Genomic DNA, 19578 nt, shown 5'->3' with positions numbered 1-19578 from the left:
ACAAGATGGCTGATATTCGTTCTTATTGCAACTCATTTGCAACTGCATCTAGCGATCACGAAAATGCGGCACCTCGACGCGGGGTTCCCACGACTAAAACGGTAAGCGCCGACCGGGCGATGGCAGCGATTGCACGCGTAACGGGTGTGCCTGCTTCCAGCGTGTTCGGCGACAAGGAGCTCGACGAACTCGACCGCCTGCATCGCGAAAAGGAAATCGCAGCCAGGCTTGAAAGGATCAAATCGCAGCAATGAGTGCCGTATCCGACCTGCTGCTGGCGCCCGATGTACGACCCTTCGCAATTGCCGCCGGGATCATGCTGGCGCTCGGTGGCATCGAATTACTGACCACGCTAGTCGGATTTTCGATCAGCGAACTCCTCGGCAAGGATTTCGCGGTCGAGGCCGACAGCGACAGCGACAGCGGCCTCGGTGGCATGTTTCTATGGATCAATGCAGGGCGACTACCGCTGTTGATCCTGATCATCCTCGCGCTCGGCGTATTCTCGATCGGGGGCTTCTTCCTGCAGGGCATCGCGCATGGGGCGGGGCTGTCCGTCCCAACCCCGATCGCGGCGCTCGCCGCCGGGGCCGTCAGCCTTCCGGCCATCCGCGTCACCAGCCGCGGTATCGCCCGCATCATCCCGCGCGACGAGACCTATGCGGTTGATGATGCCGACTTCGTCGGCAAGGTCGCCGAGGTCTCGGTTGGGCCGCTCGACCAGGGATTGCCCGGCCGCGTCCGTCTCAAGGATGTCTTCGGCAACTGGCATTCTCTGGTGGCACGCGCCAGCCCTGATTCCGCACCGCTCCCGGTCGGCGCCAGCGTGCTGCTGGTCGACCGTGACGCCAAGAGCTTTATCGCCATTACCGCCCCCGCAGACCTCATTGCGCAACAACGTTCAGACAGGGCCTAACACATGTGGGAACTTGCAATACCCGTCACCATTGGCGTCATCGTCGTTCTTGTTATCGGCCTTTTGCTTGCCAAACTCTATCGCCGCTCCACCCGTGACGAAGCCTATGTCCGCACCGGTCTCGGCGGCCAGAAGGTCGTGCTCGACGGCGGCTCGATCGTGCTTCCCGTGTTCCACTCCGTCGCCGCGGTCAATCTGAAGACGCTGCGGCTCGAGGTCGCCCGCGGCGGCCCGGATTCGATGATCACCAAGGACCGCATGCGCGTCGATATCGGCGCCGAGTTCTATCTGCGCGTCAAACCCGATACCTCCTCGATCGCGCTCGCCGCGCAGACGCTCGGCAGCCGCACCCAGAATGGCGGCGAACTGCGCGAGCTGATCGAGGCCAAATTCGTCGACGGCCTGCGCTCGGTCGCCGCCACCATGAACCTCGAGGAGCTGCAGGAGCAGCGCGCCACGTTCGTGAAGTCCGTGCAGGACGCGGTCGGCGCCGACATCCAGAACAACGGCCTCGAGCTTGAATCGGTGTCGCTGACGCGGCTCGACCAGAGTGACATCAAGCATTTCAACCCGAGCAATTTCTTCGACGCCCACGGCCTGACGACGCTGACCAAGATCACCAGGGAGCGCGAACAGGAGCGCAACCAGATCGTCCGCACCACCGAGGTCAACATAGCGCAGCAGGATCTCGTGGCGCGCCAGACCACGCTGACGATCGAAGCGACCAAGCGCGAGGCGGAATTGGCGCAGCAGCGCGACATCGCCAACAAGACGGCGGCGATGCGCGCGCAGACCGCGCAGGTCGAGCAGACCGCCCTGCAGAACGAGGCGGAGTACCGCATCCAGCAGGAGCTGGCGGTCGCCAACATACAGACCGAGGCCAACCAGGCCCGCGATACCAGGAAGATCGAGGCCGACCTCGCGGTGAAGCGCCGCAACACCGAAATGGAGCGCGACCTGCAGATCGTCGCGCAGGAAAGCGCCATCGCAATCGCCAACAAGAGCAAGGAACAATCCGAGGCGCAGACGATTGCCGAAACCGCGCGAGCGCTGGCGATTGCGGCGGAGGAAAAGGTCACCACCGCCAAGGCCGTCGAAATCGCCGAACGCGACAAGATCATCAACGTGATCGCGGCGCGCAAGGCGGCCGAGACCGAGGCGATGCCGATCACCGTGATGGCGGAAGCCGAGAACCAGGCCGCGACCAACAAGGCGGAAGCCATCACCATGCTGGCCAAGGCCGATGCTGAAGCTGCGACCACCCGCGCCGCCGGCGTCAAGTCGCTCGGCCAGGCGGAAGCCGAAGTCGCCGCGCTGAAGGCGGAAGCGCGCAACAAGCTCTCTCAGGCGTTGGTCGACTACGACCTCACCATGGCGCGCATCAACGTGATCCCGAGCGCACTCGCCGAAGCGGTCAAGCCGATCGAGAAGATTTCGGACATCCGCATCTTCGACACCGGCGGCATGCTCGGCCGCGGCGGCGGCAACGGCGCCATGAACGGCCACAGCAACGGCCTTGGCCTCGGCGATGGCCTCGCCGCGCAGCTGTTGTCGGTCTCGGCCTTCAAGCCGATCATCGACAAGATTTTGGCCGAAGGCGGCTTTGCCGCCGGGCCGGATGCGCTGACCAGCCTGACGAATGCGCTGGCCGCGCAGCAACTGGCCAATCCGGCCGAACCGCCTGCAATCGAAGCGGATATGGATGATGACGTGACGCCGCCACCCGCCACCATCTCGGGCACAGGCAAGGCGACGCTCGGCCCGAAGTCGTAGCTCACGACCGAAAGTTGGCGCGGTAGTTCTACTGTCATTCCGGGGCGCGCGAAGCGCGAACCCGGAATCCAGCGGTTACCTTGCTCGCTCGAGAGTCTCAGCGATTGCGCACCATAGTTCGATGCTTCGCATCGCTCCGGAATGACGGGCAAACCGAGGCCTGCGCAACTTTGCGGCAGGCCTTTTTTCTTGCGTTGGCGCGCCTGCGCCTTGTCGGGAAACGGGTGGGTTCGACCACCCTGAGTTCGGACAATGCGGACAAGTCGAATCCTCGGGGAATGATGCCATGTCTACCGTCGACACGCCGAGCCTGCCCGCGACCTTCAACCGCCTGGCCTGGTCCAACCTCGCCGCTCAATCGGCCGAGCAAATCGCGCTCGCCGCAGCTCCGATCGTCGCGGTGCTGCTGCTTGGGGTCGGCGAAGGCCAGACCGGCCTGTTGCAGACCGCGTTGACGCTGCCCTTCATCCTGTTCGCGATTCCCGCGGGCCTGCTCGCCGACCGCATCTCGCGGCGCTTTGTCATGGTCGCCTCCGAGGCCCTGCGCGCCGCCGCCCTTGCCGCGATCCTGCTCGCGCTCTGGCTCCGCCTGATGACGCTGCCGCTGTTGTCGGTGCTTGGTTTTATCGCGGTCTGCGGCACGGTCGCCTACAGCGTCGCCGCGCCGGCACTGGTGCCCTCGCTGGTGACCTCGGAACAATTGCCGGCGGCGAATGCCCGGATCGAGCTGGCGCGCACCGTAGCGTTCGCCAGCGGCCCGGCGCTCGGCGGCGTGCTGGTCGGCTGGGTCGGGGCCGCGCCGGCCTTCGGCGCTGCCGCCGCGCTATCGGTGATTGCCGTCGTGCTGTTGTCCGGCATCCATGAGCCGGCGCGCGCGCCGGCCCCGCGCCGCCATCCGCTGCAGGAGGTCAGGGAAGGCGCGGCTTTCGTGCTGCACCACGCGCTGCTGCGGCCGGTGTTCATCACGCAGTTCATTTTCAACACCGCGTCGTTCCTGCTGCTCGCGGTGTTCGTGCCCTATGCTGTGCGCCATCTCGGACTGTCCGCCGCCGGCGTCGGCGTGACGCTCGGGATGTACGGCGTCGGCATGGTGGTCGGCGCGCTGGCGGCGACGCGAGTCATGGCGCGGCTCGCCTTCGGCACCGTGATCGGGCTTGGACCGATCGCCGGTTTCCTCGCTTCCGCCGTGATGGCGCTGACCACGCTTCTGCCTACCCCGTGGCTTGCGGGCCTGAGCTTCTTCCTGCTCGGCGCCGGTCCCATCCTGTGGGTGATCTCGACCACGACGCTGCGACAATCGGTGACGCCGCCATCGCTGCTCGGCCGCGTCTCCGCCATCAACATCATGAGCTACGGCGCCCGCCCTCTCGGCTCGGCGCTCGGGGCCATCGTCGGCGGTCTCTATGGCGCGGAAGCCTGCCTCTATCTGGCCGCCGCGATCTTCGCCGCGCAGGCGCTGGTGATCTGGGTTTCGCCCGCGGTGTCGCTCGCGCAGCAGCCGAAGATGGTGGGCGAACCGGCACGGTGCTAGCCGAAGCAATGCGCTCATGTCCCGGACGCGGTGCAGCGCTTCTGCAGCGATGCACCGCAGAGCCGGGACTCAGAGCCCGTTAAAATGGGCCCCGGCTCTGCAGCGCACCGATAGAGAAGCAATCCATTCTCTCAGCGGTGGGATCACTTGCTTCGCTTGGTTCGCAATGGTGGCGAACCCGAGCAATTTATTCCGAAAGCCATTCCTCCACCGGCGCTTTCCTGACCCGCTTTATATTATGATAACAATCTCATCAAAGCGAGATATGTTGCGACCAGCAGACCGAGCAGCGCCGGCAGATACCGTCGGCGGACTGCCCGGCGCTCTCGGCCTCAGCCATGACTGCCGAAAAGTGACGTTGCGCGATTTCGGTTGCGGACATGCCGGCCTCTCTTGCTGGCGACAGACCGGAACGGGACTGTGCTCCCGGTCAAAACCTTCAGCGTTTCACCGCAGAGGATCGCTAATATCGGGTGCCGAATGGAGACGGCAAAATGGGCTCTCACGCATGACGTGAATCAAGCCTGACCGCCCCGCATTGCAGAGCGGGTGCTGGCGTCTCGAAACTCCTCTAGCAAGGGCCATTGGTAGTCGGGAAGCTTCAGGGTCGGCGATGTCCCTGCCGACCGCAAGCCGGGCCAGGCCGGGAATTGCAAACGCCCTTATCACCTGGTTGCGAAACCACAGGCCGCCCGCGGTTCTCGGCGCAAAAGCCGAAGCGAAGCGCGCCGCGCCCTGCTGTTTGGCGCTGATATAACTCCGCAGCCGGGCTTCATAGTTGGCGAAGGCTTCTTCGTGACGTCCGCCGGCACTGGCGAGTTCGCCGGCCAGCACATAGGCCGAAATCATCGCAAGCGCCGAGCCCTGTCCGGCTAACAGCGAAACGCAAAACGCGGCGTCGCCGGCGAGCGCGACGCGGCCTTGCGACCAGCTCGCCATCCGGATCTGACTGACGCGGTCGAAATAGAGGTCGTTCGTTTCCTTCAGCCGCTCCAAGACCTGCGGACATTCCCATTTACCCTCGCCATAGATCTTCCGCAGCATGGCTTTTTGCAGGTCCGGTGTGCCGGGGAGCGAATCGCCTTCCGCCGCGAAGACGAACAGGAACAGCGTCCGATCGTCATGCAGGGTGAAGCGGCCGAGCATGCGCCCCGGTTGTCCGTACATCAGACACACATCCTCGTCGCGGGGCCGATAACCGGATAGCTCGAACGCGGCGACGACATAGCCAAGATGCTTCTCGAACTCGCGCTGTGGCCCAAATGCGAGGCCGCGAACGGCCGAATGCAGCCCATCGGTGCCGACAACCAGATCGAAACGACGTTCGTTTCCATGCTTCAATCGAACCCGAACGCCATCCGCCTGTTGCTGAAGGCCGACGATCTCGCTGTCGAAAATGACCTCAGCGCTTCGGTCGATCTTCCCGAACAGCAGTCGCGACAGGTCGCTGCGCCGGAGCGTCACATAACGGTCGCCCGTTAATTCGGAAAACACCCTGGTTCCAAATCCGGTTACGCGCCGTCCTTTGTCGTCGACGATCCGCACCTCCCGCACATGGTAGCCGACGCGGTTGATCTCCGCGATCAGTCCCATGCGCTCGGCAATGTCGTATCCGAGCCCCCAGAAGTCGATGACATAGCCGCCGGTGCGCAGATGGGGCGAGCGCTCGATCAGCGTCGGCTAAAAGCCGGCGGCCCTGAGCCAGAACGCAAGCGTCGGCCCGGCGATTCCTGCTCCCGAGATCAATACGGTTTTGGGTTTCATGTCCGCAAACTGCCGAGCGCGGCGACGCGTTCCGCCGCGGATGGCATGTGCCGTTCACATCTCAGTTTGCCAAATATCTCTCGTACTTCCCCGCCACCACTTCATCCGCCGTAATATCCGGATCAAGGGTGTAAAGATCCTGCGCGCGGCCGATGCCGCGCAGCGCGTAGCGGCCGGTGGAGACGAGGTAGTTTCGCCCGGCGGCGTCGAGCCCGTTGCGGAACGCCGACGACATCAGGAGCTCGCGGTCGACCGAGCGGCACATCGAGGCGATGCGGCTGACCTCGTTCACCGCCGGCCCCACGACGGTGAAGTCGAGCCGGTCGTCGCTGCCGATATTGCCGTAGAAGACCTCGCCGACATGCAGCCCGACATGGGCAGACGTCGCCGGGCGGCCCTCTGCGGTCCGGCGGGCGTTCAGCGTCCGCATGTTGCGGCGAAAGCGGTGCTCGGCGCGCAGCGCGGCGCGCTTGGCCTTGGCCATGTTCTCATGGGTGAACATCGCCAGCACGCCGTCGCCGATCAGTTTCAGTACTTCGCCGCCGGCCTCATGGATGGCATCGATCGAGGCCTGGGCGTAATCGTTGAGGAACGGAATGATCTCGCCGGGATCAATGCTCTCGCTGATCGCGGTCGACCCGCGCAGGTCGGAGAACCACAGCACCGTGTTGATCTGTTCGGTGACGCCGCGCGTCATGCGGCCGCGCAGCACCTGCTCGGCGGTGTCGCGCCCGAGATAAACGCGCCCCAGCGTCTTGGTGATGTCGGCCTGTGCTGCGGATTTGATCGCCAGCCCCAGCACCGGCACGAGCTCGCGCAACGCCGCCAGCCCCTGCGCACCAAAACCCTCGTCGCGCCGTGTCACCCAATAGGAATAGACGCAGTCCATCTGCCCCATGGTGCCGGCCTCGCCGAACTGGTGCACATAGGCGACGAGATGCTTGTGGCCCTTGTCGGCGAGTTCGTTGACGAACTTGAAGCGCCGGGCCGCGCCGTCGGCGAGGTCCATCGGCAGTTCCGAAAAGCCCTGTTCGAGCATGTGATAGAAGATCGAGCTGCGCCAGGCTTCCGCGGCTTCGCCCTCATTGGTCGAGCCATATTCGAAGACGTCGCTCTCGTTGGTCTCGGCGTCGTTCCAGCGGAAGCCGCGGCCCTCGAAGATCGGGTGCAGCGTGTCGATGAAGACCATGCCACGCGAGACATGCAGGCCTTCGGCGCAGCAGCGCTCGCAGAAGCCGCGGATCAGATCGTTTTCGGGCAAGCCGGTGAGGCCCTGGCTGACCAGCCAGTTCGTCAGGCGTAGACGGGGCGTGAGTTCCATGCGGCCATTATGCCGCGCAATCGTGACGGGTGGAAGGCTCGCGCCACTGCCGTTCCCCGGATGCTGCGCAGTACGAAGTAATGCGCTGCTGATCCGGGCTCGACTGAGCGATGGGTCCCGGCTCTGCGGAGCAGCGCTACGCGCTGCACCGCGTCCGGGACACGGATGCTAACCCTTCGCGCGCGTCACCGCCTCGCCGTCTTCCTTGACGAACGATTCGACCGGCTTATCGAGCAGGTCGAGCACCAGCTCCGATGGCCGGCATAGCCGCACGCCCTTGCCCGTCACCACGATCGGCCGCTGGATCAGGATCGGATGCGCCAGCATGAAATCGATCAGCTCGTCGTCGCTCCATTTGGGATCGGCCAGGCCGAGCTCGGCATACGGCGTGCCCTTCTCGCGGAGCAGCTCGCGCGGCGAAATGCCGAGCGCTGCTTTCAGCTCGACCAGCCGCGCGCGGCTCGGCGGCGTCTTCAGATACTCGATCACCTCGGGCTCCTCGCCGCTCTGCCGGATCATGGCGAGCGTGTTGCGCGAGGTGCCGCAGGCGGGGTTGTGATAGATCGTGACGGTCATGGCTGCGCCTCCTTGATTGCTGCCCTACCGAGCAGCCAGCCCATGACCGCCAACGCAACAAGCGCCCCACAGGTTTCGGCCACGATGAAACCGGGAAGGTCCACGGGACGAATGCCCGAGAACGTGTTGGTCAAGGAGCGGGCGATTGCCACGGCCGGATTGGCGAACGAGGTGGACGCCGTGAACCAGTAGGCGGCGGTGATATAGAGACCAACTAGCCAGGGCACAGCCGCGAGGTTGAACCTGATGCCGCCCAAAATCGTCACGATCAAGCCGAATGCAGCGATGGCTTCGGCGAACCATTGCGCACCGCCGGTTCGCGTCTTCAGCGAGATGTCGATCAAAGGCAGCGCGAACATCCCATGCGCGATCATGGTCCCGGCAATGCCGCCGGCAATCTGCGCAAGGATGTAAAGCGGCGTCTCGCGCGGGGTCAGCTCGCCCTTCAAGGCAAAGACCAGCGATACGGCCGGATTGAAATGCGCGCCCGAAACAGGTCCGAGAATGGTGATGAGCACGACAAGGATCGCGCCGGTCGGCAGCGTGTTGCCGAGCAGCGCCAGCGCAACGTCCTTGGTCAAGGTCTCGGCCATGATGCCGGAGCCGACCACGGTTGCGACCAAAATCGCGGTCCCAAGTGCTTCGGCTGCGAGCCGACGTGGCAGATCGAATTCCTGCATCAGGATGCCCTGTTCCGACCAGAGGTAGCGCCCTCGCCGCGGCCAATGTCGTGCAGCTTGGCGCCAAGCGACAATTTCTCGATGCTTTGCAGCGGCAGGCTGGTGAAGGCGGCAATTCGATTCTTGAGATAGCGGAACGCCGCGACGAAGGCCGCTTCCTTCTCGATATCCGTTCCCTCGACCGCCGCCGGATCTTCGATGCCCCAATGCGCGGTCATCGGCTGTCCGGGCCATATCGGACAGGATTCGCTTGCGGCATTGTCGCAAACCGTGAAGACGAAATCCATCACGGGCGCATCGCTCCGCGCGAACTCCTCCCAGCTCTTCGAGCGCAAATCGTTTGTGGGGTAATCGAGGCGGTTGAGCACCTTGATCGCGAACGGATTGACCACGCCCTTCGGCTGGCTGCCGGCGGAGAATGCACGGAAGTTGCGGCGACCCTCCTTGCGCAGGATCGATTCTGCCAGGATCGAACGAGCGGTGTTTCCGGTACACAGGAAGAGCACGTTGTAGATGCGTTCAGACATGGGCTTTCCTCCTTGTCTTCGGCGGACAACAAGGCGTGAGGTCTTCAATCAATGGCCCGCAGATTTCGGGGCGTCCGTCACAGCAATCCCGCAGCATGAACACGACCACGGCCTGAAAGGCCTTGAGATCGGCACGATAGACGATCGAGCGGCTGACGCGGCGCGCTGTCACGAGTCCCGCGCGGGACAGGATCGACAGATGCGAAGACATGGTGTTTTGCGGGACCGCCAGCTTCCTGGCGATGTCGCCGGCAGCCAGCCCCTCGGGCTCATGCTTCGCCAGCAGCCGAAAAACGTCGAGGCGCGTCGACTGGGCCAGCGCGGCCAGCGCAAGAATGGTTCGTTCAGAATCCATATATCGAGATTTATCGATATATCGGTCGCTGTCAATCTTTGTGTCGCATATTTCCATAATTCTAGAAATATGGTTGACAGACTTGCCGCGTGCTGTCATCCTGCCGTCATGAAAATAGATGACGCAGCTGCTCATCTCGAAGCACTGGGCAATCCGACCCGGCTCAAGATCTACCGCGCGCTGATCCGCGCCGGCGGCGCCGGCCTCGCCGTCGGCCGCCTGCAGGAGAAGCTGAAGATCGCGCCATCCACCCTGTCCCACCACATCAAGGCGCTGATGGTGGTGGGGCTGATCAACCAAGTGCGCGAGGGGACGACGCTGGTTTGCCATGCCAACTACGAAGTGATGCGGGAGCTTGTGGGGTTTCTGGTTGCCGAATGCTGCACGGAGAGCGCCGAAAGCCCTGATGCCAAGACCGCTGATACCAAGACCGCGGCCTAGCAGCCGCTTCTTTCTCGACCTCTATTTCGGTATTTCTTGTTACATGGGAGGACTTATGAGCGAAGCCAAGACTGTCGCGATCATCGGAGCTGGGCCGGTCGGCCTTGCCGCCGCCGCCCATGTGCTGGAGCGGGGCTTGCAACCGATCGTGCTGGAAGCCGGCGAGCATGTCGGCCACGCCATGCGGCAATGGGGCCATGTCCAGCTGTTCTCGCCATGGGAGTACAACATCGACAAGTCCGCGGCGCGGCTTCTGGCAACAGCCGGCTGGAATTCTCCCGAACCGCAGCAGTACCCGACCGGCGCCGAACTGGTCGAACGCTATCTCGAGCCGCTTGCGGCCCACGCCGCGCTCGCCCCTCACATCCAGACCTCGAGCCGCGTCACGGGCATCAGCCGCACCGGCTTCGACAAGATGAAGACCAGGGGCCGCGAAGCGGCGCCGTTCGAGATCAGGTACCAGAACGGACTGGGCCCCAAGGTCATCAAGGCCGATGCGGTGATCGATGCATCCGGCACCTGGCATTCGCCGAACCCCGCAGGGGCCAATGGCCTTCCCGCGATCGGTGAGCAGGATGTCGCTGATAGGATCGCCTACGGCATGCCTGACGTGCTCGGCAAGGAACGCGCGCGCTATGCCGGCAAGGCGGTCGCAGTGCTCGGCGCGGGACATTCCGCTGTGGGCACGCTGATCGATCTGGCGAAACTCGCCGAGCAGGCACCCGGTACCCGGCCGATCTGGCTATTGCGCGGCAGCGATCCCGCCAAGGCGTTCGGTGGCGGTGCCAACGACAAATTGGTGGCGCGCGGCCAGCTTGGCACGGCGTTTGCTGAGCTGGTAGCCGCCGGCAAGGTCGAACTGCAAAGCGAATTCCGCGTTTCGCATCTCATCGCCGACGGCCCTCGCCTCATCATCGCAGCCATGTCGAACTGCAGCGCCCGGCGAATCATGGCCGATGAATTGATCGTGGCGACGGGTTTCCGTCCCGATCTCGACTTCGTGCGCGAGCTGCGCATCCGGCTCGACCCGGCGATCGAATGCCCGGTTGCGCTGGCGCCGCTGATCGATCCGAACGAGCATAGCTGCGGCACCGTGCGCCCGCATGGCGCGCGCGAACTGGCGCAGGATGAACCCGGCTTCTATTTCGCCGGCATCAAATCCTACGGCCGTGCGCCGACTTTCCTGATGTTGACCGGCTACGAACAGGTGCGTTCGATCGCCGCCGACATCGCCGGCGACCGTGCGGCGGCGGAACGGGTCGAGCTGGTGCTGCCCGAGACCGGCGTCTGCAGCCGCTCGCTCGCGCCAGAGGTCAGCGATTGTTGCGGCGGCCCTGCATTATCGGATGTTGACGCGTGTTGCGTCGCGGATGAAAAAGCAAAGCAACAAGGCAAAGCAGGCTGCGGCTGCGCGGCCTGATCGATCGGGAGTGAGCAGAATCTATCTGGAGGGCCGATCCGTTATTATCGCAATGTGCGTGGGGCAGCTCGGCAGCCTGCTCCCGCATGTCGTCGTGCCTTCCATTCTCGCGGCGTTCCTGATTCCGGAGTGGCATTTGAGCGGCGCGCAGGCCGGCCTGCTGGCGGGCTCGGGCGCCGCCGGATACATGGTGACCGTGCCGGTGCTGGCAACGCTCACGGATCGTATCGACGCGCGGAAAATCCTGATCGCGGGCTCGGCGCTGAGCGCGCTCGGCACGCTGCTGTTCGGCCTGCTCGCAACCGGCCTGTGGTCCGGCGCCCTCTTTAACGCGATGGCCGGCGTCGGTTTTGCCGGCGCCTATATGCCGGGCCTGAAGGCGCTGACAGACCGTCTCGCGCCCGGCGACTCTTCCCGCGCGATCACGCTCTACACGTCGAGCTTCTCGTTCGGAGTCGGCGTGTCGTTTCTGGTTTCGCAGCTTGTGGCCGAAGCCTGGGGCTGGCGCAGCGCGTTTTTCGTCACCGCCGCCGGGCCACTGGTGATGCTCGGCGTGTGCCTGCTGCTGCGACCGGTCAAGCCGGCGCCCGCGTCGGGCAAGCTCTTGGATTTCGCGCCGGTGTTCCGGAACCGGAGCGCCGTGGGATTTGTGCTCGGCTACGGCGCGCATTGCTTCGAGCTGTACGGCATCAGGACCTGGATCGTGGCGTTCTGGACGTTCGTGGCCGCAAGGAGTTCGGACGCTTCGCTCCTGACGCCGATCGTGGTCAGCGTGGTGTTCTCCGTGCTGGCCATGCCCGCCAGCATCCTCGGCAATGAACTCGCGCTGCGGTTCGGCCGCCATCGCGCCATCTCCACCGTGATGTTTGCCTCCGCCGCCGTGGCGATCCTGATCGGCTTCTTCGCCGACAAGTCACCGTGGCTGCTGCTGCCCCTGATCCTGACCTATGCCCTGACCGTTCCCGCCGATTCCGGCGCGCTCACCTCGGGCATGTCGATGTCTGCCGACCCGAACTACCGCGGCGCGACCATGGCGATGCATTCCACCGTCGGCTTCAGCCTTTCCGCGCTCGGTGCCTGGGCGGTCGGCGTGGCGTTGGACGCTGCTGGAGGAGTGCAGAGTTCATCGGCCTGGATGGCCGCATTTTCGGTACTGGCGGCCGGCATCCTGCTAGGGCCGCTGGCGCTCTATTGGTCGAGGCAAGAGACAACGTGAACCGCAGCCAGATTTCCATCATCATCGCGCTCGGCACGACACAGACGCTGGCCTGGGCATCGAGCTACTATCTGCCGGCGATCCTTGCCGATTCCATCGCGCGCGATCTCGGCGTCTCCTCGAACTGGATCTTTGCGGCGTTCTCCGCATCGCAGGTGATTTCCGCGGTGCTGGCGCCGCGGATCGGACGGCAGATTGACCTGGTCGGCGGCCGCTCGGTGCTGTCGATGTCCAACCTGCTGCTCGCGGCCGGACTCGTGCTGCTCGGCTTCACGACATCGATCCCGATGCTCGTGATCGCATGGCTTGTGCTCGGCGTCGGCATGGGCGCCGGGCTCTACGATGCCGCCTTTGCCGCGCTCGGACGCATCTATGGCGACGCTGCGCGCCGCTCGATCACAGGGATCACGCTGATCGCAGGCTTTGCCTCGACGGTCGGATGGCCGCTATCGGCGTGGGGGCTGGAGACGATCGGCTGGCGCAATACCTGCTTTGCCTGGGCTGCGGCGCACATTCTGCTCGGGCTGCCGCTGAACCTGCTCTTGCTGCCGGCGGTGAAGGGCGCGAAGGCGGCGGTGGCCGCGGCCGTCAAGCCGAACATCCCGATCGACCGCACCATGATCATCCTCGCCTTCGTCTTTGCTGCGGCCTGGACCGTCACCGGGGCGATGGCAGCGCACCTGCCGCGCCTGATGGAGGCGGCCGGCGCGACGAGCGCGCAGGCGGTGTTCGCCGGCGCGCTAATCGGCCCCTCGCAGGTCATTGCACGGATTTTCGAGGCGAGCTTTCTCAGCCGCTATCATCCGCTGGTGTCGACCAGGCTGGCATGCCTGACGCACCCGATCGGCGCGGCTATCCTCGGCCTTGCCGGCGGCGGTGCGGCCAGCGTGTTCGCGGTGTTCCACGGCTCCGGCAACGGCATCCTGACGATCGCGCGCGGCACGCTGCCGCTCGCGATCTTCGGGCCTGAGAATTACGGCTACCGGCTCGGCATCATCGGTGCGCCGGCGCGGATGGCGCAGGCCGCCGCGCCGCTGTTGTTCGGCCTCCTGATCGATGCGATGGGCGCGCGCGTCCTGTACGTTTCCTCGGCGCTCAGCATCGCAGCACTGCTGGCGCTGTTCCTGCTACGCAAGCAATCGCCGGCGGCAAAGCCCTGAGCGGAATGCGAACAGGTCGGCCCGCTAGCGCGGGCTTCACATTCAGTCGTAATACTCCGGCGACATCTTCAGGCCATCGCGTTGCGCCTTGTCGTGGTTGATCCACAATTGCGCTTTTTCTTTCGTCAGCGTGTCCGAGATTTTCTGCATCGAGGCGAGGGTCGCATCCTTGTTGACGTTCATGGCAGGGACGCCACGATTGTCCCAATTGGCCTTGAAATGCACGGCATCGCCGGACAGGACAATCGCGCCGGTCTTGGGCAGCTTTACCAGCAACGACTGATGCCCGGGCGTATGCCCAGGCGTGGAAAATATGGTCACGCTACCGTCGCCGAACACATCGCGATCGCCTTCCAGTTTCGTCACGGGGTGTTCGGGCTTGAACCGAGGCTGGTTGTTGGCGGCGGGCCACTCATATTCGGCTTTCTGGACATACAGCATTGTCGTCGGGAACAACTCGACATTGCCGACGTGATCGGGATGCGTATGAGAAATCGCCATCCCCTTGAGATCGGAGGGCTTTACGCCGAGCTGATCGAGCTGCGCCACGAGCGTCTTGGGCCGCCGCCAGTGAACTGCCCTCGGATCGGCCGGCGCCAAGCCGTCGGGCATTGCCGCAACCGCATCGGTGACGCCGGTATCCCAGAGGAACCAGCCCTGCGCATGCTTGATCAAATAGCAATTGTCGACGAAGTCCATTGGCTTGCCTTCGTTGACACCGGGCGACCAACGGGAGATGTCGCCGGCGACGCCCTCACCGCAATTCAGGATGTAGAGCTTCTCGACGCCCGGACTGCCCGACTGCGCATAGCCGCTGCCGATCGACAGCGCACCCGTCAACAGTGCCAGGGCAAAACCCATTGTTCTCTTCATGTTGCTTCCTCCACCATCGACAGGTCCGGTCCCCGGTCCGGGGCCTGAGCCTACCTCAGAGGTGTGGCAAATCACGACGGCTTACGAATTTTTGATCGACACCATCGCCGCTGCGTGAACTTCGTGAACCTATGGCTTCCCGACCTCCGACGTCGCGATCCATATGCCTGCAAACACCGCGACGAGCCCTACGATCAAGTTCGGCGTTATCGGCTCGCCGACGAGCTGGGTGGCGAGCAGCGCCGCCGCAACGGGATTGACGGTCATGGTATTGGCCACCCGCGTCGGCGACGCCCGCTGCAGCGCCAGCACCCACAGGATGAACGCCAGTGCACCGCCGGCAATGCCGAGGTAGACACCGGCGATCCATTGCGGCGCTTCGAACTGACTTAACACGGCAACACTGCCAGTCAGCGATCCCACCAGGATCAGCGCCATGGCGCCTGTCCCCATGCCGACAGCGAGGAAGCCGAGCGCGCTGGAGCGCTGGATGAACGGGCGGGACCAGACGTTGTAGAACGCCATGCAGAGCACGGCACCGGTCATGATCAATTCGCCACGCCACGCGCCCGGCGGCGCGGTCGACAGTCCGGTCGCGAGCGCGGCGAAGACTCCGAACACGGCAATACAGACCCCGATCGATTTCCGTTTCGTCAGTGGTTCGATACCGAGCAGCGCGCCGACCACCATGGTGTGCAGCGGCAGCGTCGCCAGCGCGAGCGAGGCGCGCGCCGCCGTCGTGTAGGACATCGCGATGTTGTAGAGAACGAAGAACACACCGAAAAAAGCGAAGCCGAGGGCGGCGACGGCAGGCCAATCCTGCCGCTTCGGCCATCGCGCCTTCAGCAGTAGCGCTGCCGGCAACACGCAAGCAAAGCCGATTCCCCAGCGCAGGATCGCCAGCGTGATCGGATCGGTGTTGCCGGCAAGATAGCGCGTGATCGCCGCCGCGGTCCCGCCCAGACAGCTCGATAGCAATGCGATCGCGACGCCAACCCATTCGCCCAACGCCGCCCCCTGTTCTATCGCGCCGTCGATCGCGGCGTATGCCGCACATATGGTCGCGTCCCCTCACATGCACGAGTCAAAGCGACCGCCGTGTGATTCTTTTTGAGCGTTGGCAGCATGTGTCAGCAGCTCCAGCGTGTTTCAGCCGGTCGTCATTCGCTTGTGCGAACGAGCGCAGCGCGCGTAACATTGAGGCTCGGGGACATCGCAGCCTCCCCATGAAATGGCGATACCATTCAAGCGCTGTTCGCTTTGGCATGGAGCGGACACATGGATGGATCGACATTCGAATTTCTGGCGTTTCTTGTTGCGACCTTTGCCAGGGCGCTGGTCGGCGCCTTTCCGGCTTTGCCTTCGGCCTCGTCGTTTCGGCCATCTGGCTGTACATTCTCACGCCGCTGCAAACGGCGACGCTGATCATTGCGTTCGGCCTTATCGTGCAGGGCTATTCAGTCTGGAAGCTGCGCTCTGCGCTGGATTGGCGAAGGCTATGGCCAATCATGGCGGGCGCTGCGCTTGGCGTTCCCGTCGGCGTTGGCATCCTGACCTGGGCGAACCCGGCCCATGTGCGCATGGGTATCGGCGCCTTCCTGCTGCTTTATAGCCTCTACGCGTTGCTGCGGCCGGCCATTCCAGCCGTGCAAGCAGGCGGCGCCGCGGCCGACGCCGGCATCGGCTTCCTCAACGGCGTGCTCGGCGGCATCACCGGGCTTGCCGGAATTTTGGTGACGATCTGGTGTGGCCTGCGCGGCTGGCCGAAGGACGCACAGCGCGCGGTGTTTCAGCCGGTGGCGGTTGCAATCTTCGTGATGGGCGGCCTGTGGATCGGCGTCCGCGGCGCACTGACGCTTGAGGTGATCAAGCTGTTCCTGATCGGGTTGCCGGCTTTGCTCGGCGGTACCTGGCTCGGGATGAAATTATATGGGCGGTTGGAAGAAGCCACTTTCCGGAAGATCGTGCTGGCACTGCTTCTGGTCTCGGGCGCGGTTTTGATCGTGTAATGCAACCTTTTTGAACGATTTGGCTTCGATTGGCGCAGGCATCCGCCACATCCAGCTAATTACGCGTCAATCCATTGGTAAATTTCAATCAATTGTCCCAATCCGGCCTAGGATGCCGTCAAGAAGTTTTTGCCATGAGGAACTGCCGGAACCCGCGTTCCGGTGGTTGCGGGGCTCCGGGTTGGAGCCTCCAGGCTCTGGAATTGGGCGATGAAGGAAGCGATCCGCTTACGTGAACTGGAAGCCGAGTGCCGGCAACGCGCGCTGAGCGAACCGGACAAGAAATGGTATTGGCTGGCACAAGCCGCCAAGTACCAGGTGCAGGCAAGCCAGAAGCTCGCCTTTCATTCGGAAGAGGCTGGCGCGCCCCGCACGCCGGAAATCAAGCTGGCGCAATGGTCGCACGTCCGCGACGAGCGGCGCGTGATGGACCCCCTCCCCGACGGACGGAAATCGCCCTGGTAGTCGTGCGAGCCGCGGTTGACGGTGATCTGCCCCTCGAAACCGGAGAACGGATGATCCAACCTCCATGGATCAATTGAAAGTGAGCGCGCGGTCAGCTTCTGGGAAAGTCATGAAGTAACACGCTCGAAATAAAGACTTTCGCGCCGTTCTCGTCGCACCCATCGCAACCGCCGTCGCGTGACTGCGTTGACAGCCCGCTTTAGTGTGGCTGAATACAGCCATGGGGATTTGCGATCTCCCCACGAGGCGTCATGCCCAAGTATCGCGTCCCGGTTTCCCGGAGGCGCATGCGCATGCCCGAACACCTTCCCCTCACATACGAAAATCAACGCTTGGCCGCGCTGCGTCATGCCTCGCTGGAACTCTGTGAGGCGCGACCGAATAGGGGGCGCAAGAAGGAGAACACCATGAAACAGTCCCTCACACTACTGGCGCTCGGCGCCGCGCTGCTGCTGTCACAGGCCGCCCGCGCCGTTGCTATTGATTGGAAGAAGGTAGACGCTGCTCTCGGCAAGACCGCCACTGTAAGCGGCGAAGTACATCGTTACGGGCTGCCGCGATCCGACCTGCACGTCACGCTGGACGGCGTTACGATCAAGCCGGCGCTGGCGCTCGGAGGGTGGATCGCTTTCGCGCCCATGCAGGGACAGGCCATGCTGATGGGCGACCTGGTGCTGCTGGATACGGAAATTACGCCGGTCATGACCAAATTGCTGGACAGCGGGCTGGACGTCAGCGCGATCCACAATCACATTCTCCGCGCCTCGCCCGCGACCTTTTACATGCATGTTGCGGGACACGGCGACCCCGAAAAAATGGCGACCGCAATCCGCGCAGCGCTTTCGTCGGCGAGCAAGACGCCCTTCGACCCATCGGCCACCACCGCCACCGCAGCACCGGCAATTGATCTCGACACCGCCGGCATCGACGCTGCACTGGGCGCCAAGGGTACCGCGAATGGTGGTGTCTACCAGTATGGCATTCCAAGGCGTGATCCGGCCAAGGAAAGCGGAATGCAGGTCAATGCCGCTCTCGGCGGCGCAAACGCCATCAACTTTCAACCGACCGGCGGCGGCAAGGCCGCCATAACAGGCGATTTTCTTGTGACCGGCGACGAGGTCAATCCCTTGATCCGGGCGCTACGTGCCGGAGATATCGAGGTCACCGCGATCCACAGCCACATGCTTGCAGAAGAGCCGCGCATGTTCTTCGTGCACTTCTGGGCCAATGATGATGCTCTGAAACTGGCGCGCAACGTTCGCACCGCGCTCGACAAGACAGACGTCGCGCATCATTGAAGCTTTCGATCGACCGCTAGCGCTTTTCCTCCGGCGGCTTGATATGGCGGAACGAGAACAAGAGCGCCAGGTCGTAGGCGATCTTGAGGGTGCCGCAGACCACCAGCGGCAGTCCGGTAAACGATGTCATCAACAGCGCGCCGGAGATCGCCGGGCTGATCGCTGATGCCAGGCTGCGCGGCACGGCGGTGAGGCTCGCCGCCGCCGGCCGTTCGGCCGGCGTCACCACCGCCATGACATAGGACGTGCGGGTCGGCACGTCCATCTGCGACAGCGCGGCGCGCAGCAGCAATAGTCCGAGCGCGACATAGAGATTCGGCGCGAACGCCGCCAGGATCAAAAAGATGCTGGAGGGAATGTGTGTGAACACCATGGTGTTGACGAGGCCAATGCGTTTGGCGATCCAGGCGGCGACCGGATAGGAGAACGCGCTCAGCGTGCTCGACCAGAAGAAGAACAGCCCGGCCGCCGACAGCGACAGGTCGAAGCGCTCGAACAGCCAGAGCACCAAAAGCGATTGCGCGACAAAGCCGCCGGCAAAGGAATCGATGCTGAACAGCGCCGCGAGCTTGTAGACTGTGCCGCGCGACGGCCCGAGCGGGGTTTGTGGCGCCCTCTCCTCGCCCTGCGTATGCGGTACACAGCGATAGAGCGCGGCGCAGATAACGCCAAGTGCGGCATAGACGTGGAACATCAGGCGGAACGCGGCGAGCTGCGTGCTGCCGCCCGCAACGAGGAAATCAGGCAGCGAGGCCGCGAGCGACCCGGCCGCGGTGCAGAGCGCACCGATCAGGCTGTAGCGCGCAAACACGGTCGTGCGGCGCTCGTCGCTCGCGCTATGGGCCAGCACCGCATGCTCGAGCGGCACCAGCATACCCAGATCGCCGCCGGAGGCATTGATGGTGCCGATGAAGGCCACCAGCGCGATCAGCACAAAGTGCTCGACGGCGGGAAAGGCGATTCCGGTCACTGCCATCAGGCTGGCGCCTGCGATCAAGAGTGGTCTCAGGTCGTGGCGCGGTGCGATCCAGCCGGTGATCAGCGTCAGCAGCGCCGTGCCTGATAGCGAGGCAGTCGCGACGACGCCGACCGCGACGGCGTCGTACCCCAGCGCGGTCATGTAGGCAGGCAGGATGATGACGGCAAACCCATCCCCGAAGCCGCGCAGGCCACGCGCGACATAGAGCAGCCGGATCAGCGCGCTGGCGGTCGAAGCCTTCGATTCAGTCGCGATATCGGTCATTCCGGCAATT

General features: G+C 64.0%; 20 protein-coding genes. 11 read left to right on the top strand and 9 right to left on the bottom strand.

Annotated features, from left to right (window positions below; translation table 11 throughout):
- The first annotated feature begins 5 nt into the window (after nucleotides 1-5).
- The 4 genes from RX331_RS17000 to RX331_RS16985 all read left to right on the top strand — a co-directional run bounded on the left by RX331_RS17000 (nucleotide 6) and on the right by RX331_RS16985 (nucleotide 4220).
- On the top strand, nucleotides 6-254 hold the full coding sequence (locus RX331_RS17000) for a hypothetical protein (protein ID WP_317257616.1): 249 nt from the start codon (nucleotides 6-8) through the stop codon (nucleotides 252-254).
- Nucleotides 251-916 carry an OB-fold-containig protein gene (locus RX331_RS16995; RefSeq protein WP_317257615.1) on the top strand — a complete coding sequence of 222 codons (666 nt, stop codon included), beginning with the start codon at nucleotides 251-253 and terminating at the stop codon, nucleotides 914-916. The genes RX331_RS17000 and RX331_RS16995 overlap by 4 nt, the downstream gene beginning before the upstream one ends.
- A gap of 3 nt (nucleotides 917-919) precedes the next feature.
- On the top strand, nucleotides 920-2689 hold the full coding sequence (locus tag RX331_RS16990; RefSeq protein ID WP_317257614.1) for a flotillin family protein: 1770 nt from the start codon (nucleotides 920-922) through the stop codon (nucleotides 2687-2689).
- 286 nt (nucleotides 2690-2975) lie between these two features.
- The gene (locus RX331_RS16985) at nucleotides 2976-4220 is read left to right on the top strand and encodes an MFS transporter (protein WP_317257613.1); all 1245 of its coding nucleotides are present in this window, start codon (nucleotides 2976-2978) and stop codon (nucleotides 4218-4220) included.
- 447 nt (nucleotides 4221-4667) lie between these two features.
- Here the strand turns inward: RX331_RS16985 and RX331_RS16980 are convergent, their stop codons facing one another.
- From RX331_RS16980 to RX331_RS16955, 6 genes are all read right to left on the bottom strand, one after another.
- Nucleotides 4668-5813, bottom strand: coding sequence for an FAD-dependent monooxygenase (locus RX331_RS16980; protein WP_317257612.1), 1146 nt, complete (start codon nucleotides 5811-5813; stop codon nucleotides 4668-4670).
- A 232-nt stretch (nucleotides 5814-6045) separates the two neighbouring features.
- A complete protein-coding gene (locus RX331_RS16975) occupies nucleotides 6046-7305 on the bottom strand; it encodes an adenylate/guanylate cyclase domain-containing protein (protein ID WP_317257611.1) in 1260 nt (419 codons plus the stop codon).
- 168 nt (nucleotides 7306-7473) lie between these two features.
- The gene (gene arsC, locus RX331_RS16970) at nucleotides 7474-7881 is read right to left on the bottom strand and encodes an arsenate reductase (glutaredoxin) (RefSeq protein ID WP_317257610.1); all 408 of its coding nucleotides are present in this window, start codon (nucleotides 7879-7881) and stop codon (nucleotides 7474-7476) included.
- Entirely contained in the window at nucleotides 7878-8561 is a 684-nt protein-coding gene (locus RX331_RS16965; RefSeq protein ID WP_317257609.1) for an MIP/aquaporin family protein, read from the bottom strand. Before RX331_RS16965 ends, arsC begins: the two co-directional genes overlap by 4 nt.
- Entirely contained in the window at nucleotides 8561-9088 is a 528-nt protein-coding gene (locus RX331_RS16960) for an arsenate reductase ArsC (RefSeq protein ID WP_317257608.1), read from the bottom strand. The genes RX331_RS16965 and RX331_RS16960 overlap by 1 nt, the downstream gene beginning before the upstream one ends.
- A complete protein-coding gene (locus RX331_RS16955; protein WP_317258158.1) occupies nucleotides 9081-9443 on the bottom strand; it encodes a metalloregulator ArsR/SmtB family transcription factor in 363 nt (120 codons plus the stop codon). The genes RX331_RS16960 and RX331_RS16955 overlap by 8 nt, the downstream gene beginning before the upstream one ends.
- A 108-nt stretch (nucleotides 9444-9551) precedes the next feature.
- On the opposite strand from RX331_RS16955, the gene RX331_RS16950 reads away from it, so the two are divergent.
- The 4 genes from RX331_RS16950 to RX331_RS16935 are packed head-to-tail and all read left to right on the top strand — an operon-like array spanning nucleotide 9552 to nucleotide 13680.
- Entirely contained in the window at nucleotides 9552-9884 is a 333-nt protein-coding gene (locus RX331_RS16950) for a metalloregulator ArsR/SmtB family transcription factor (RefSeq protein ID WP_317257607.1), read from the top strand.
- Nucleotides 9885-9939: 55 nt separating this feature from the next.
- Nucleotides 9940-11304 carry an NAD(P)-binding domain-containing protein gene (locus RX331_RS16945; RefSeq protein ID WP_317257606.1) on the top strand — a complete coding sequence of 455 codons (1365 nt, stop codon included), beginning with the start codon at nucleotides 9940-9942 and terminating at the stop codon, nucleotides 11302-11304.
- A 52-nt stretch (nucleotides 11305-11356) separates the two neighbouring features.
- On the top strand, nucleotides 11357-12520 hold the full coding sequence (locus RX331_RS16940; RefSeq protein ID WP_317258157.1) for an MFS transporter: 1164 nt from the start codon (nucleotides 11357-11359) through the stop codon (nucleotides 12518-12520).
- Nucleotides 12517-13680, top strand: a complete 1164-nt coding sequence (locus RX331_RS16935) for an MFS transporter (RefSeq protein ID WP_317257605.1) — start codon at nucleotides 12517-12519, stop codon at nucleotides 13678-13680. Before RX331_RS16940 ends, RX331_RS16935 begins: the two co-directional genes overlap by 4 nt.
- 42 nt (nucleotides 13681-13722) lie before the next feature.
- Here the strand turns inward: RX331_RS16935 and RX331_RS16930 are convergent, their stop codons facing one another.
- Together RX331_RS16930 and RX331_RS16925 are read right to left on the bottom strand one after the other, a co-directional pair.
- On the bottom strand, nucleotides 13723-14541 hold the full coding sequence (locus RX331_RS16930; RefSeq protein WP_410708285.1) for an N-acyl homoserine lactonase family protein: 819 nt from the start codon (nucleotides 14539-14541) through the stop codon (nucleotides 13723-13725).
- A gap of 141 nt (nucleotides 14542-14682) precedes the next feature.
- Entirely contained in the window at nucleotides 14683-15561 is an 879-nt protein-coding gene (locus RX331_RS16925; protein ID WP_317257603.1) for a DMT family transporter, read from the bottom strand.
- 257 nt (nucleotides 15562-15818) lie between these two features.
- Between RX331_RS16925 and RX331_RS16920 the strand changes: the two genes are divergently transcribed.
- From RX331_RS16920 to RX331_RS16910, 3 genes are all read left to right on the top strand, one after another.
- Nucleotides 15819-16562, top strand: a complete 744-nt coding sequence (locus tag RX331_RS16920; protein ID WP_317257602.1) for a sulfite exporter TauE/SafE family protein — start codon at nucleotides 15819-15821, stop codon at nucleotides 16560-16562.
- A 210-nt stretch (nucleotides 16563-16772) separates the two neighbouring features.
- A complete protein-coding gene (locus RX331_RS16915) occupies nucleotides 16773-17027 on the top strand; it encodes a hypothetical protein (RefSeq protein WP_317257601.1) in 255 nt (84 codons plus the stop codon).
- Nucleotides 17028-17434: 407 nt separating this feature from the next.
- The gene (locus RX331_RS16910) at nucleotides 17435-18325 is read left to right on the top strand and encodes a DUF1259 domain-containing protein (protein ID WP_317258156.1); all 891 of its coding nucleotides are present in this window, start codon (nucleotides 17435-17437) and stop codon (nucleotides 18323-18325) included.
- 16 nt (nucleotides 18326-18341) lie between these two features.
- Here RX331_RS16910 and RX331_RS16905 read toward each other — a convergent pair whose 3' ends face one another.
- Nucleotides 18342-19568 carry an MFS transporter gene (locus RX331_RS16905; RefSeq protein WP_317257600.1) on the bottom strand — a complete coding sequence of 409 codons (1227 nt, stop codon included), beginning with the start codon at nucleotides 19566-19568 and terminating at the stop codon, nucleotides 18342-18344.
- Between the last annotated feature and the right edge of the window lie 10 nt (nucleotides 19569-19578).

Source organism: Bradyrhizobium sp. BWA-3-5 (assembly GCF_032917985.1).
In the GTDB taxonomy this organism is placed as follows: domain Bacteria; phylum Pseudomonadota; class Alphaproteobacteria; order Rhizobiales; family Xanthobacteraceae; genus Bradyrhizobium.
This window is presented reverse-complemented; position numbering and strand designations above follow the sequence as displayed.